This is a genomic window from Oscillatoria sp. FACHB-1406 (genome assembly GCF_014698145.1).
Classification (GTDB): Bacteria; Cyanobacteriota; Cyanobacteriia; order Cyanobacteriales; family Spirulinaceae; genus FACHB-1406.
The window spans coordinates 343,424-357,410 of sequence record NZ_JACJSM010000001.1 but is presented as its reverse complement, the minus strand read 5'-3'; the positions used below and the strand labels follow the sequence as shown (position 1 = coordinate 357,410).

General features: G+C 48.6%; 10 protein-coding genes and 1 pseudogene. 9 read left to right on the top strand and 2 right to left on the bottom strand.

Annotated features, from left to right (window positions below; all coding sequences use genetic code 11):
- Positions 1-440: 440 nt before the first annotated feature.
- The 4 genes from H6G50_RS01590 to H6G50_RS01575 all read left to right on the top strand — a co-directional run bounded on the left by H6G50_RS01590 (position 441) and on the right by H6G50_RS01575 (position 8,020).
- Positions 441-4,787, top strand: a complete 4,347-nt coding sequence (locus H6G50_RS01590) for a PAS domain S-box protein (protein WP_190712584.1) — start codon at positions 441-443, stop codon at positions 4,785-4,787.
- An 85-nt stretch (positions 4,788-4,872) separates the two neighbouring features.
- The gene (locus H6G50_RS01585) at positions 4,873-5,922 is read left to right on the top strand and encodes a hybrid sensor histidine kinase/response regulator (RefSeq protein WP_190712582.1); all 1,050 of its coding nucleotides are present in this window, start codon (positions 4,873-4,875) and stop codon (positions 5,920-5,922) included.
- Positions 5,923-6,420: 498 nt separating this feature from the next.
- Positions 6,421-6,870, top strand: coding sequence for a DUF2294 domain-containing protein (locus tag H6G50_RS01580; RefSeq protein WP_242032661.1), 450 nt, complete (start codon positions 6,421-6,423; stop codon positions 6,868-6,870).
- Between the two features lie 82 nt (positions 6,871-6,952).
- Entirely contained in the window at positions 6,953-8,020 is a 1,068-nt protein-coding gene (locus H6G50_RS01575) for a DUF3616 domain-containing protein (protein ID WP_190712580.1), read from the top strand.
- Positions 8,021-8,238: 218 nt separating this feature from the next.
- Here H6G50_RS01575 and H6G50_RS01570 read toward each other — a convergent pair whose 3' ends face one another.
- On the bottom strand, positions 8,239-8,598 hold the full coding sequence (locus H6G50_RS01570) for a BON domain-containing protein (RefSeq protein ID WP_190713013.1): 360 nt from the start codon (positions 8,596-8,598) through the stop codon (positions 8,239-8,241).
- A 348-nt stretch (positions 8,599-8,946) separates the two neighbouring features.
- Between H6G50_RS01570 and H6G50_RS01565 the strand changes: the two are divergent.
- From H6G50_RS01565 to H6G50_RS01545, 5 genes and pseudogenes are all read left to right on the top strand, one after another.
- Positions 8,947-9,930: pseudogene (locus H6G50_RS01565) on the top strand (YegS/Rv2252/BmrU family lipid kinase); the annotation flags it as partial.
- Positions 9,931-10,003: 73 nt separating this feature from the next.
- Entirely contained in the window at positions 10,004-11,035 is a 1,032-nt protein-coding gene (locus H6G50_RS01560; protein WP_190712576.1) for a permease, read from the top strand.
- Positions 11,036-11,112: 77 nt separating this feature from the next.
- Positions 11,113-11,898 (top strand): TIGR03943 family protein, encoded by a 786-nt coding sequence (locus tag H6G50_RS01555; RefSeq protein WP_190712574.1) that lies wholly within the window; start codon positions 11,113-11,115, stop codon positions 11,896-11,898.
- Between the two features lie 148 nt (positions 11,899-12,046).
- A complete protein-coding gene (locus tag H6G50_RS01550; protein ID WP_347239856.1) occupies positions 12,047-13,183 on the top strand; it encodes a CO2 hydration protein in 1,137 nt (378 codons plus the stop codon).
- Positions 13,184-13,207: 24 nt separating this feature from the next.
- A complete protein-coding gene (locus H6G50_RS01545) occupies positions 13,208-13,636 on the top strand; it encodes a universal stress protein (RefSeq protein ID WP_190712570.1) in 429 nt (142 codons plus the stop codon).
- 31 nt (positions 13,637-13,667) lie between these two features.
- Here H6G50_RS01545 and H6G50_RS01540 read toward each other — a convergent pair whose 3' ends face one another.
- Positions 13,668-13,853, bottom strand: a complete 186-nt coding sequence (locus H6G50_RS01540) for a hypothetical protein (RefSeq protein WP_242032690.1) — start codon at positions 13,851-13,853, stop codon at positions 13,668-13,670.
- Between the last annotated feature and the right edge of the window lie 134 nt (positions 13,854-13,987).

The following is a 13,987-nucleotide window of genomic DNA, read 5'->3' as shown; positions in this document are numbered from 1 at the left end:
CCTACCGATCGGAAGATAATTCCGAAGCAACATTATTTTAAACTGTGATATAGCCCCCGCAATCTTTTCTGCCGGGGGCTATCTTCACCCTTATTTCTTAAGCTTTTCTTTATAATGCAATTATTCATTTATACTTAAGTTGTAGCCAACAGAGCTTACTGTAGAAGCTTGTCCCTAATGACTTGTGGATAAGAGAACAACCTAACTGCCCTGAAAAAAATCTCAAGAAAGAAATATAATCTGCCGGGGCTGTTTCTCAGACTCCCTTAAGTCTCTTTCCCGCTTCCATCCGCAGCTACATTTACAGATTCTATAGATAGATATTTACAGATATTTATAGATATTTATGCACTACTCGATTGAGTCTAATGTTTTGAAAAGTTTTCAAGACCATGTTGAGGTTCGCAAATTCTGAAAATTTTTGGGCAATTAACCCCTTTATGGCTACTACCAGTGGGGCGAGCGCTCTTATGCCGCCAGAGTTAATTGGGCTGCATTGGCTCAGCGATATTCTGATTGCCATCTCGTACTTTTCGATACCGCTAACGCTCGTTCATATTGCCCGTAGACGACCCGATATTCCCTTCAACGGCTTGCTAATTTTATTTGCAGCTTTTCTAGTGGTCTGTGGCAGTAGTTACTTAACCGATATTTGGACGCTGTGGCATTCCGATTATTGGCTATCGGGCAGTGTCAGAGCCGTAACAGCCGCCCTATCGTTAGGAACAACTTATGCGGTGGCTTATTACGGACCGCAGATCTTGACATTTCCCTCCCCCGTTCAAATGGAGGAAGCCAACAAAATGCTACTGGCTGAAGTCGCAGAGCGCAAGCGAGTGGAAGCCCAACTCAAACAAGAGCAACAATTTCTGCAAGCCTTACTCGAAAATCTTTCTGACGGGATTGTCGCCTGTAACGAACGAGCGGAACTAACGCTGTTCAATAAAGCCACTCAAGAGTTTCACGGGATTACCAGGGAGGATATTTCTCCCGAAGAATGGGCGCAACATTACAGTCTCTACCAAGCCGACGGCAAAACGCTGCTGCGTAAGGAGGAAATTCCTTTATTTAGAGCGCTGCAAGGAGAAAATGTACGCAATGCCGAACTCGCGATCGCAACCCAAGATAGACCGCTTCGCTCCCTCTTAGCCAGCGGCGCACCCATTATCTCTCCAGAAGGGAAAAAACTGGGAGCAGTAGTGGCGATGAAGGATATCAGCGAGCGCAAAGCAGCAGAAATTGCGTTGCGAGAGAAAGAAGAATTTCTCAGCAGCATTTATAACGGAGTCGATTTAGGGATTTTTGTCATTGACATAGCAGAAGATGGTCAATTTCGTTATGCCGGTTTGAACCCTACCCACGAGCGCTTGACGGGGCTACTCGACCGAGAAATTAAGGGTAAAACCCCAGAAGAGTTTTTCCCGGCGGAAGTCGCCGCAAAACTCAGTCAGAACTACGCGAACTGTATAGCCGCAGGCGAGACAATAACCTACGAAGAATATGTCCCGTTGAGCGAGAACGCAACTTGGTGGCTGACCAGTTTAAACCCGGTACAGGATGCAGAAGGACGCATCTATCGCATCATCGGCACGAGTTTAAATCTTACCGAACGAAAACAGGTAGAAGCAGCCCTCCAAGAGAGCGAAAAGCGCTTTTACGAAGCGTTTGAATACGCTGCAATTGGGATGGCGCTGGTTGCGCCGGATGGGCGCTGGTTAAAGGTCAATCAAGCCTTGTGCGAACTGGTCGGTTACAATGCCGAAGAATTGCTCGCGATCGATTTCCAAACGATTACCCATCCCGAAGATCTCGATACCGATTTAGATTATCTCCAACAACTCCTCAAGGGCGAAATTCAACGCTATCAAATGGAGAAGCGCTACATTCACAAACAGGGGCATCACGTCTGGATTTCGTTGAACGTTTCGCTAGTACGCGATGAGAACGGCGAACCGCTGTATGTAATCGCTCAAATCAAAAACATAAGCGCTCGCAAACATACCGAATTTCAGTTGCGAGAGAGCGAACGTCGTTTTCGGGCGCTGTTTAACTCGACGTTCCAATTTATGGGGCTATTGCAACCCGACGGCATCCTGCTAGAGGCTAATGAAAGCGCCCTCGAATTTGGCGGCTTGCGGGCAGAAGAGGTTCTCGGTCTTCCGTTCTATAAAACAGCCTGGTGGCAGTCGATCGCTCCTATTGAGGGAGAACTCTCACCGCAGCAGGAACAGTTAAAAGATGCGATCGCGCGCGCCGCAGTAGGAGAATTCATCCGCTACGAAGTTGAAGTTCGGGGGGCGGGCGATACCGTCGCCATCATTGATTTTTCCCTCAAACCCGTCTTTAACGACGAAGGAGAGGTAATCTTAGAGATCGCTGAAGGTCGAGATATTACCGAAAGCAAGCGAGCGGAAGCCGCCCTCAGACAAAGCGAAGAACGCTGGCAGTTAGCCCTCACCGGTACGGGCGACGGAATTTTTGACTGGAATATTCCGACGGGCGAAGCCTTCATGTCGCCGCTGTTTAAAAAGATGCTCGGTTACAGCGACAGCGAAATCGAAAATCACTATCTTGCCTGGGCGGAACTTCTGCACCCAGACGATATTAATCGCGTCCAAGAAATCGTGCAAGTCCATCTCAACGGCACGACACCTCACTATACTGCCGAATATCGTATGCGCTGCAAAGACGGCAGCTATAAATGGATTTTGGCACGGGGAGAAACGAAATGGGACTCTGAGGGGAAACCCTTGCGCATGGTGGGTTCATTGCAAAATACTACGGCGCGCAAACAGGCCGAAGTTGAGTTGCAGGAGGCAAAAGAGCGCTTGCAATTCGCTCTAGAAGCCTCGGGGAACGCCTTGTGGGACTGGGATATTACGACGGGAACCCTGTACCTCAGCCCGCAATGGTATCAGATGCTGGGTTACGAGCCGAATGAATTCCCCATGAGCGTTGAAGATTGGAGAGCGCGAGTTCATCCCGAGGATCTGCCTTGGGTTCGGGAACTATGGCAGGCTCACCTAGAAGATAGTTCCTTGCCTTATGACTACGATTATCGCTTAAAGACGCGATCGGGCGAGTGGAAATGGCTCGGAAATTACGGCCGAGTCGTAGCGCGCGATGAGGCTGGAAATCCAACGCGGGTGACGGGAACCCACAAAGATATTAGCGATCGCAAAGCAGCAGAAACCCAGTTGGTCGAAGGGATTAAGCGCTATCAAATGCTAGCGGAGAACTCCTCGGATTTCATTGCCACGCAAACCTTAGAGGGCGTTTATCTTTACGTTTCGCCCGCCTGTCGCCGCTTGTTGGGGTACGAACCGGACGAACTGATCGGGCGTTCATTTTATGAGTTTCTGCACCCAGAAGATGCAGTCGCATTACAAAGTGTTAAAGAGGCGCTCTCGCCTTCAAGACAGGAATATACCCAAAGCTTCCGGATGCGCCAGCGCGATGGCGGGTATCTCTGGTTGGAAACCACCAATCGCATCAGTCCCGCTGCCGATTATAATGGGCTGTCCGTCATTGTTTCGATCGCGCGGGATATTAGCGATCGCAAAGAAGCCGAAGCCACCTTAGTCGCGCTCAACGAGCAACTCGAGCGCGAACTAATCGATCGCCGCAGCAAACTGCGTGCCATCGGTCGCCTCTACAGTTCGGTGATCAACAGCGTTCAAGAAGTGATTTTCTTAACCGATTGCACCGGACGCTGGATCTTTCTGAGTCCTGCTTGGACGGAGATTCTCGGCTTCACCGTAGAAGAGAGTTTGAATACGCCCCTGCTCGACTATATTTATGCGGTTAAAGACCGGCAGTTAGTCGCGACACTCTTTGCCGACGCGATCGCGCAGCGCCGTACCTCCTTCCGCTGCGAATTCCGCTGCCCGACGAAAGAAGAGGGATTTCGTTGGTTGGAGATGTACGCCCGCGTCGAAGAAAGCGAAGATGGTAGCATCTCCGGGCTTTACGGCACCTTAAATGATATTACCGAGCGCAAGCAAGCCGAAGCGATCCTCAAGTCCCGCGCCGACGAACTCGCCAAACAGCGCCAGCAAATTCACCTACAAAACCTGCAACTGCAACAAGCTTTTCGACTAAAATCGGAATTCTTGGCCACCATGTCCCACGAATTGCGCACGCCCTTAAATGCGATCGGCGGTTTCTCGCAGATGCTGCAATTGCAACAGTACGGTTCTCTGCTTCCCAAACAGAAAGATATGGTCGATCGCATCTTCAATAACAGCAAACATTTATTGGAGATGTTAAACGAAGTCTTAGATTTCTCTAAAATTGAAGCGGGTCGTTGGGAACTACAACCCGAATCTTTTGACCTTAACGGTCTGACGCGGTTGACCGTCGAAGAACTCCGCTCCCTCGCCCAGAAAAAAGACCTCGCGATCGAAGTTAATTGTCAGATGGCAAATCCCACTGTTGTTAACGACTCGAGTGCGGTGCGCCGCATCCTTACCAATCTCATCTCCAATGCAATTAAATTTACCGAATCCGGTAGGATTGCGGTGAAAGTGAGAGAGGTTGGGTCAGAACGCATCGAGCTTTGCGTTAGCGATACAGGGATTGGCATCAGCCCGGAAGATATCGAAAAAATCTTTGAAGCATTCCGGCAAGTCGATCAAACCTTGACCCGCCAACATTCCGGTACGGGCTTGGGTTTGGCAATTACTCAATCTTTAGTTGAGATGATGCAGGGCGCGATTGACGTAAAAAGCGAAGTTAATGTGGGTACGACCTTCAGCATTAATTTACCTCGCTGTACGTCAATATGAGTGTGTCAATAAGGCTCTCTCTTATTTGGTTGTTCCTTCTCCATCGGTACGCTCTTTAGCGCCGATACTCTATCCTAAAAGCTGCATGAGTAACTACATTCTCGCTGTTGATGACTATCCCGATAACCTCCTTTTAGTGCAACTCGCCCTCGAGCAAGAAGGCCACGAAGTCAAGCTGGTCGAAAGCGGCGCGCAAGCGCTAGCTCAAATCGAAAAAGCTCACCCAGATTTAATCCTGCTCGATGTAATGATGCCAGGAATGGACGGCTATGAAGTCGCCCGCCGCCTCCGCAGCAATCCCCGCTTGCCCTTCATCCCGATCTTAATGATTACCGCCCACGACCAATCCAGCGTTGTAACCGGGTTGGATGCAGGAGCGGATGAATTTATTCGCAAACCCTTCAAGGTGGATGAATTGCAAGCTCGGGTGCGTTCTCTGTTGCGCCTCAAGCAGAGTATCGACCAGCGCGAGAACTTCGTTCATTGTCTTACTCACGATCTGCGCACGCCTTTAATTGCGGCGGATCGAATGTTGGGTTTAATGCGCCAGGGTACGTTTGGAGAAGTCTCGCCAGAAATGAGACAGGCACTCGGCAGTGCGATTAGCAGCAATCAAAACCTTTTGTCGATGTTGAATACGTTGCTAGAAGTTTATTGCTACGATGTCGGCAAAAAAGTTTTCAGTTTTATCGATTTCAACTTGCCCGAGTTGATTGAAGAGGTGGCGCGCGAACTCTCGCCGTTAGCGATGGAAAAGGGACTCGATTTGCGCGTTGAGATTGAGGAGGAGATCGATACAGTACGGGGCGATCGCATGGAATTGCGCCGCGTGCTAACCAATTTAATCGGCAACGCGATTAAATTTACCGATGAGGGAGCGATCGACTTGCGCCTCTCTCGCCGAGGGGAAGAACTGATTTTGGAAGTTGAGGATACCGGAATCGGGATTTCAGAGAACGAAAAAGCTAAACTGTTCGAGCGTTTTCGTCAGGGCAATCATTTGCGATCGGGGAGCGGGTTGGGATTATACCTGTGCAACCAAATTATGCAATCACACCACGGAAGGATTGACGTTAAATCTGAACTTGGAAAGGGGACTTTATTTAGCCTCTATTTACCAATTAAAAAGTCTTAATGCTTTTGAAGGTAAGCTTTTCAACCCCTTAAGCCACTTTGCTTTACCGGAGCCGAGCTTAGGTTAGAAATTATAAAGTATCTGGCGGTACAGTAAAAGTTCGGTTATAACCCTTTATCCATAGTAAAACCCCCCTAAAAACGGATTGATGTAGGCTGTAAAATGTAAAAAATATTAAATTTGGGAGATGTGAATTTGTCCAGCACTTTGCTTAAATCATATGTATAGCGAAGCTCGGAAAGGTGGCGGTATGCCCCAATTGGAAGGGTAAAAACTTTCAAGTTATTCTTGCCGCAACCTCAATAGCTACTGCTATAAAGCTTTGGGCTTGAACTTTTAGTTTTAAGGTTAACGGTCGCTTACTGTCCCTCAACCTCCAAACGCTAATATTTGCCCAAAATTTATCCATAGTCGTAAAAAGTGCGCGATCGCAGAAGTTTAAACTGTAGTAACCGCACTTCCTGGCAAAATTCCGTATAATCCCTAACTTTTATCGCCATGATGTGGGAAGAAGAATCATATTCAGGACTTATTCCATCGATTTACCCGACAAGCGGAGAACTCGAAAGAAGTTTAGCTCAAAGCCTTCAAGCTTTATATAATTGTCACCTCGGACATCGACCTCAAAAGCTAATTTGCCATCTTTTTGCAAATAAATTAGCGGTGGTTGGAGAAGAAGCAATTACGCCTGTCGAACAATTACTCTTGAAAAATGGCGGCTCAGATCTTAATCAAGTCGTGCGCACGACAATTGAGAGTGCCATTAAGCCCCATCTTAAAGCTCTGATTGAGGAAATTCTAGGAGTGCAGGTTGTCGAACTGCTCTGCGATACAACCTTAGAAACAGGCTATACGGGAATTTTAGCCATTTTGACCCAGACTCCTCGAGTGCGCAATCCTAATGCTATCCCGAAAGTCAAGTTAGAACGGGGACAGTGCGATCGCTAAATTATTACGCGAGAACAATCCGGTAAGCCACTCATTATCGATGTTAATTGGAACCTGAAGTCGTCATCTCTCACTGCCAATTATGCCAGACTCTATTTCACTCTCTCGCCTTCGACTCCGCTTCGATTCCAAGGAAAATCAAGTATCTGACGAGCTTTCTGCTGTAGCGCTAACTCCTGAAGGAAACCTATGGCTGGGTTCTGATGAAGGTTTAGGTATCGAGCGCCTTTCGCCGACCGAAGCTGATACTTTCGGTCATTGGCGGCACTTCCCCCTCAGTCCATTTTTCCCATTCTTAGACCCTAAAACCGAAATCGATGTCGAAGGGTTAGATTACGCAGACGGTTATCTTTGGGTCGTTGGTTCGCACAGTACCAAGCGAAAGAAAGCGAAAGGAAACAATGAAACTGAAGATATCGCGCGACTGACTGAAATTAAAGCCGAACCCAATCGTTATTTACTCGCTCGCATTCCCGTCGCGAACGGCGAATTAGTGGAATCTTATCAAAACGCTGAGACAAGTTTAACCGCAGCCGCCCTACAAAGGACTGAAACGAGTAACATTCTCATTGATGCTTTGGCAACCGATCCTCATTTAGGGACAATTGTTAGGAGCGGGTTGCCCTCAAAAGAAAATGGGCTTGATATCGAGGGATTAGCAGTGCGGGGAAATCGCATCTTTTTGGGCTTGCGCGGCCCGGTTCTGCGAGGTTGGGCAGTTATTTTGGAAATCGAAGCGACAACCAGCGCGACAGGGGTTTTTACGCTCGCTCCCCTCGGCACCAACGGAGAACTCTACAATAAGCATTTTCTCGAGCTTGACGGACTGGGCGTGCGAGATTTGTGTTGGCGAGGAGAGGATTTGCTCGTGCTGGCTGGGCCGACAATGGAGGCTGATGGAGCCTTAAAGGTGTTTCAGCTTCGGGATATCGGACGGGGTTTGGGCAGTACGTTAAGCTCGCAAGATTCGCAACGTTTAAAGTTACTTTTTAATCTTCCGGTTGTGGCGGGTGCAGACCGCGCGGAAGGACTAACGTTGTATCCGGGAGCGGAGGGGACAGAAGCTTTAATGGTGGTTTACGATTCGCCCCATACAACGCGAAAGCCAAATTCTGGGGAGGTTTTTGCAGATGTATTTCAACTAACTTAAAACAGATTAACGCTCGCTGGGTTAACTGAAGGCTGTGGTTGCGCTTCGAGGAGGGGGCAAAAGCCGTACCTCCGAAGCGCTAACTCTATAGCAACAGACACATCGATGAGGACAATCCGAGCGGTAGAAAACCGGGCGAATGGCATTCGCCCCTACCCAAATTTGTCCTAGCTGTCTTGGCGATGGCTATATATATTCTTTGAACTACACCCGAGTTGCTAACCAATCGTCACTTGGGAGGTATCTACTGAGGTGGCACCCTCTACGCCGCGAGCGGTGCTTACCATTTGGTCTAGGATATCTTGAGAGGGGACGCTCCCTTTAAGAACGACAGTGCCGCTGGTTTGAGCAACCCAGAGGGTCTCAATATCAGTCAGGTTGGAGTTATTGTCAAAGGCGAGCGCAACTCGTTTGGCCAAACCGCTTTGGTCGTATTCGCCATTCAACCCAACTCGTTCGGGGGGAATGTTGTCACCGCTTGCTGTGGGAGTCGATACTTGAGGAGCAGCTTGAGGGGCTTGAGCGGCTTCCTCTGCCTCTTTTTTACCAATTCCAAAAATTCGTTGTAACCAACCCATAAAGATAAACTCCTTAATTTTTAATTTTGCTGTTCTTTGGTGAACCGCGATCGCAATTTTAGGGGTTAATGTCAGCTTCTGTCGTCTATCCATTGAAAGAATTAAGACTTGCTGACGGCGCTACACTTCAGAACAAGATGGCAAGCAGCAAAGCGCCAAAAGACGGCTCATTCGCCAGATAGATGCGTTGCAGCAACCTAAAGTCCTAAAATTATCATAAAGTTCATTGATGTTGGTACTGTTAAATGCAAGGGTGCGGTAAGTGTTAAAGCCAAAAATTCTGAAGCGATTCGCAATACCCGTTAATGCGGTTAGTTTTGATTAGAGAGAGTTAGATATCGAACTGAAACTATGACTCGTTCTGCTTGTTTGATTTTTAACCCCGTTGCCGGTCAAGGAAACCCCGAACAGGATTTGGCAACTATCAAAAGCCTTTTAGAGCCGGAGTTCGAGCTAGAGGTTCGGGTAACGACGGCAGATTGCGATCCCGGAGAGTTAGCGCGGGATGCGATCGCGCGCGGAGCGGATGCAATTATCGCTTCGGGCGGCGACGGAACTCTTTCTGCGGTAACGGGAGCGACACTCGGAACCAACATTCCCGTTGGTATTATTTCTCGCGGTACAGCCAATGCTTTTGCGACAGCCCTAAGTTTTCCCACGACAATCGAAGAAGCTTGTCAAGTCATTGTAGAAGGAAAGACGCGCATTGTAGACGCGGCTTTGTGCAACGGCAAACCAATGGTTCTCCTTGCTGGCATCGGTTTTGAGGCTGAAACCATTGAAGGAGCCAGTCGGGAGGTCAAAAATCGCTTTGGTATGTTGGCCTACATTTTGTCCGGCATCCAACAACTGCGGAATTTCGAGCAGTTTGAGGTCAAAATTGAAACCGACGATAAAATTATTACGACGGTGGCGGCGGCGGTCACGGTAGCGAATGTAGCACCGCCTACTTCAGTTCTCGCCCAAGGCGCGGCGGGAATTATTGAGGATGATGGTTTGTTAGATATAACAATAGTCGCACCGAGCGATCGCGCCAGTGCGGTCGCAGCAAGCTATCACCTTTTACAAACTGGGATGCGCGGCGAAGCAGTCGAACGGGACGATATCGGCTATTTGCGGGCGCAGCGGGTAAAAATTTCTACCGAACCGCCCCAAAAAGTCGCACTGGACGGCGAACCCATAGGCAAGACCCCGATAGAAGTCGAGTGTATCCCCCAAGGCTTAACGCTATTCGTCCCGGCGATACTTATCCCCGATGGAGAACCGATTGAAAAACTAGAGGATTTGCCTAACGTCAAGATTGAGTTGAAAGAAGAGGCAGAGCCGCAGTAAAGGCGCGAGTTCCGAAATGGGCTACAATTCGGTGGCAGCTTTGTAGCTCGATTTCCTGCTGATGCAGATCGCGATGAATCAACTGTATAACGGATTTACGCTCTTTTTGAGCTTGCTGGTCGAGGCAATGCCTTTCCTGTTATTAGGCGTATTGCTCTCGAGCGCTTTACTTTTATTTGTGGATGAAGGCAAACTCATCGCCAAGTTACCGCGTAACCCGCTTTTGGGTGCCTTTGCTGGTAGCTGTGCGGGTTTTCTATTTCCGGTGTGCGAGTGCGGTAACGTCCCCGTAGCGCGACGCTTACTCGTTCAAGGCGCGCCAACATCGGTTGCGATTGGTTTTTTACTCGCTGCCCCTACCATCAATCCTGTTGTCATTTGGGCAACTTGGGTGGCGTTCCAAGACGTACAAGTTGTAGTCTTACGCATTGTTTTTTCTTTAGCTATTGCCACCATTATCGGCTGTTTGTTTAGCGTTCAAAAAGATCCGCGCCCGATGTTGCAGCCGGATTTGGCTCAACGCCTTATTCGCCGCCAAGTTTCCAGTCAGCAACGCCCTTCCCCAGCGATAGAGGAAAAAGCAATGCCAGCGCTATTGCAGTCGGGAACGTTTATTTTAGGTCAGCAAGGACAACCGAAGCGCTTTGATGCAACTTTTGAGCCGATCGCGCGTCCGGAACGCCGTCTTTTTAATCTGCCCGTCGATAAACTGCGCTTTTTTCTCAACAATATGGTGCAGGAATTGCGAGAGTTAGGCGGCGTATTGGTTTTAGGAAGCGCGATCGCGGCAGCCATTCAAGTGCTAGCGCCGCGCGAGTTGGTTTTAAGCTTAGGACAAGGCACGATTACCTCCATTCTGGCAATGATGTTGCTGGCGGCGCTTGTTTCGATTTGCTCGACGGTGGATGCGTTTTTTGTTTTAGCTTTTGCTTCGACTTTTACCACCGGATCGCTACTCGCTTTTATGGTTTTCGGGCCGATGATCGATATTAAAGGAATTGGCTTGATGCTGTCGATTTTTCGACCCAGGACGATTATTTATTTATTCGCGATCGCGGCGCAACTTACCCTCATCTTGACCCTAGGTTACAGTTATTTCTTTTAACTTTTGCGTAATTCGTAATTCGTAATTCGTAATTCCCCATTCATCACTCACAATTCGTAATTCATCATTCATAATTTATGACAGCAAAAGCAACGCGAAACCGATTTTCTCAAACGATTGTTCCTTGGCTCGATTTCCTCGCCTTAGCTGCTTGGGGCGCTCTACTGATCGAACTCTGGTTAACCGGCGAACTGCGCTTGCTTATTCACCCCAATTATTCATCCCTCGTTCTCGGTACGGGGATTGTCCTGCTGTTGATGGGGGGCTTTAAACTTTTGGAACGTTTCAAACCGCGTCGTACAAGCGATAGTCAAACCGTCCAACATCTTACGATCTTCCCTCCCGGAGTCAGTACCTTTTTACTCTTAGTCGCTGCGATCGCGGGTTTGCTGATTCCCCCAAAAATCTTAGCGAGCGAAACAGCCCTCCAACGCGGCGTAAGCGCTGCCCTCCCGCTGACGCAAACCCAAACGCGCACCTTCCGCGCCGCCGTCAAACCGGAAGATCGAACGATTGTCGATTGGGTGCGCACGCTGAATACCTATCCAGAACCCGACGCTTATAAAGACCAACCCGTTAAGATTAGCGGTTTTGTCGTTCAACCGGCGGACTTGCCCGAAAATTACATTTACCTCTGTCGGTTTATTATTACCTGTTGCGCGGTCGATGCTTCTCCGGTTGGTTTGCCGATTAAATTACCGCAAGCGCGGGATAAGTATCCTCCCGATCGCTGGTTGGAACTCAAGGGTAAAATTATCCCGGAAGTGCTGGCGGGGAAGCGTCAAGTCGTCGTCGCGGTCGATTCTGCCGATGCGATCGCGGAAATCCCCACGCCCAAAGATCCTTACGAATTCAACAATTAACTCTCATCCCCCAATCGAGCGCGAGAATGCGATCGCAACAATCCCTTCCGCTGTGGATTTAGCGATCGAAGCGAGCATTGTCGGGAAGCGATCCAAGGGGCAAATGCAATAGTACATTAATAAATGGAATAAAAACGCTCGCTATAGCATAAACCTAGTGAAAGCTACTCTCACTCCCTCCAGACATCCACTCTCAGAATACATTCATCGCCTCGAATCCGGACAAGCACTGCTCGCAGATTCTCCCGAAAACGTTCTCGAGGTCGTCGGCATTCTTAAAAGTTACGGCATTGTTTTAGATGCCTATTCCCGCAATCTCATTTATGTTGCCGAACATCAATTTTTGAACTTATTCCCCTTTTTCAAATATTTTAATGGCGAAGTGACTCCGGCTCGATTGCTGCGGCATTGGTGGCACGATCGCATCAATTTCGAGTATGCCGAATACTGCATGAAAGCCATGTTTTGGCACGGCGGCGGTCAGTTAGATGAGTATGTCGATTCGCCCCAGTTTCAAGCTGCTGCCGACAAAGCCATTCGCGCCCGTTGGAAGGGAAATCCGGCAATCTTATTGCTCAATAAACTTTTTCCACAGTTTTTACCGGAACAAGTGCGCGTCATGTCCTACTACAGTGCATTAGGGCAGTTTTGGCGCGTGATGAGCGATATGTTTATCTCATTAAGCGATCGCTACGACAAAGGCGAAATTCAATCAATTCCTCAAGTCGTACAGCACATCCTTGATGGTTTAGTTACCAATGCTAGCAAACCGATTACCTACAGCGTCACCCTCGGCGGTCAAGTTTACGACATCTTGCCTCAATCGGCAGGCTTAGCGTTCCTGATGGAGACAGCAGTCCCTTACGTCGAAGCCGTTTTCTTCCGAGGAACGCCCTTTCCCGGTACGGTTTCCTACAACGCTCAAGCGTATCAAATTCCCTTTTTCCAAGGCGATTTTACTTACGGCGCGCTCTACGCCGATCCCCTTCCTGTAGGCAGTTCCGGTATTCCCCCCACATTGCTGATGCAGGATATGCGCCACTATTTACCCGATTATTTGCACGCTTTTTATCGAGACAGTCAGCGCGGCGACGATGACTTGCGCGTCAAGATTTGCGAAACGTTCCAGAAATCGATGTATTGTGTTACCACGGCTGCAATTCTGGGATTAGCGCCTTATCCGATGAAGACGAGCGATCTTTCCGAGCAGCAGGCAAACCGCAAGTATTTGGAAAATTGGATGAATCGCTTTATGTCCTCTCGTATTGTGGATATCAACAGCTAAACTCCGTTTGAGAGACTCTAATGTATGAGTTGGCTGCGAAAAAAGTGTGTAGTCGTTCCAATTGATTTTTCGACTGAATCTTTCCAAGCTTTAAAGCTTGCGTTGGAAATTACTGGAGGAGATGCGTCTTGCGTTTATGTTATATGCGTCCTCACGCGCTTTCCGGCCGCAGAACCGGGCATTATTTGGAATAATGTTGACGACCGCACGCGCAAATACCATGCAGCGTTAGCTTTACGCGGGCAACTCAGCGAACCCGAGCATCGAGGAATCCACATTTATGTGGAAATTGGCGATCCGAGTTCGGAAATTTTGGATTATGCAAAAGCTGTGGAAGCAGAATTAATCGCGCTTCACGCTCGCAGTCGCTCGCAAAGCGATCGCTTTTTATTGGGTTCAGTGGCGGAACGCATCGTGCGATTCGCCCATTGTCCGGTTTTGGTGCTGCGTTAACTTTGGGGGCAGTTTTGGCAACTCAAGTGCTTTATAGGGAATAGGCGTTAGGATAGGGCGGCCAAAAGGGAACTTCGCTTTCTGAAACTGGAAAGACTTTGTAGGCTAAGTGCATGGGATAGCCGTACTTAGAGTAAAGAGCATCGACGCAACGCAAGGCCGTTTCTCGATTTTTGTACATCACTAAAGGTTTAGCTTGGCCCTTGGAGTTCGTCACTCTGACTTCCCACAACATAAATATTCTCCCGATAAGCTTAAATTTTTGATTTTCACCAAACGCCTTAGATTTCCCCGAAAGGGTTCATGAAATTTTCATGAAGTGGGAACACTCCAATCGTAAAAACTAGGAGC

Excerpts from the sequence above, each read along its gene's own strand:
- H6G50_RS01590 (WP_190712584.1), top strand. The coding sequence starts at position 441 with ATGGCTACTACCAGTGGGGCGAGCGCTCTTATGCCGCCAGAGTTAATT.
- H6G50_RS01585 (WP_190712582.1), top strand. The coding sequence starts at position 4,873 with ATGAGTAACTACATTCTCGCTGTTGATGACTATCCCGATAACCTCCTT.
- H6G50_RS01580 (WP_242032661.1), top strand. The coding sequence starts at position 6,421 with ATGATGTGGGAAGAAGAATCATATTCAGGACTTATTCCATCGATTTAC.
- H6G50_RS01575 (WP_190712580.1), top strand. The coding sequence starts at position 6,953 with ATGCCAGACTCTATTTCACTCTCTCGCCTTCGACTCCGCTTCGATTCC.
- H6G50_RS01570 (WP_190713013.1), bottom strand. The coding sequence starts at position 8,598 with ATGGGTTGGTTACAACGAATTTTTGGAATTGGTAAAAAAGAGGCAGAG.
- H6G50_RS01560 (WP_190712576.1), top strand. The coding sequence starts at position 10,004 with ATGAATCAACTGTATAACGGATTTACGCTCTTTTTGAGCTTGCTGGTC.
- H6G50_RS01555 (WP_190712574.1), top strand. The coding sequence starts at position 11,113 with ATGACAGCAAAAGCAACGCGAAACCGATTTTCTCAAACGATTGTTCCT.
- H6G50_RS01545 (WP_190712570.1), top strand. The coding sequence starts at position 13,208 with ATGAGTTGGCTGCGAAAAAAGTGTGTAGTCGTTCCAATTGATTTTTCG.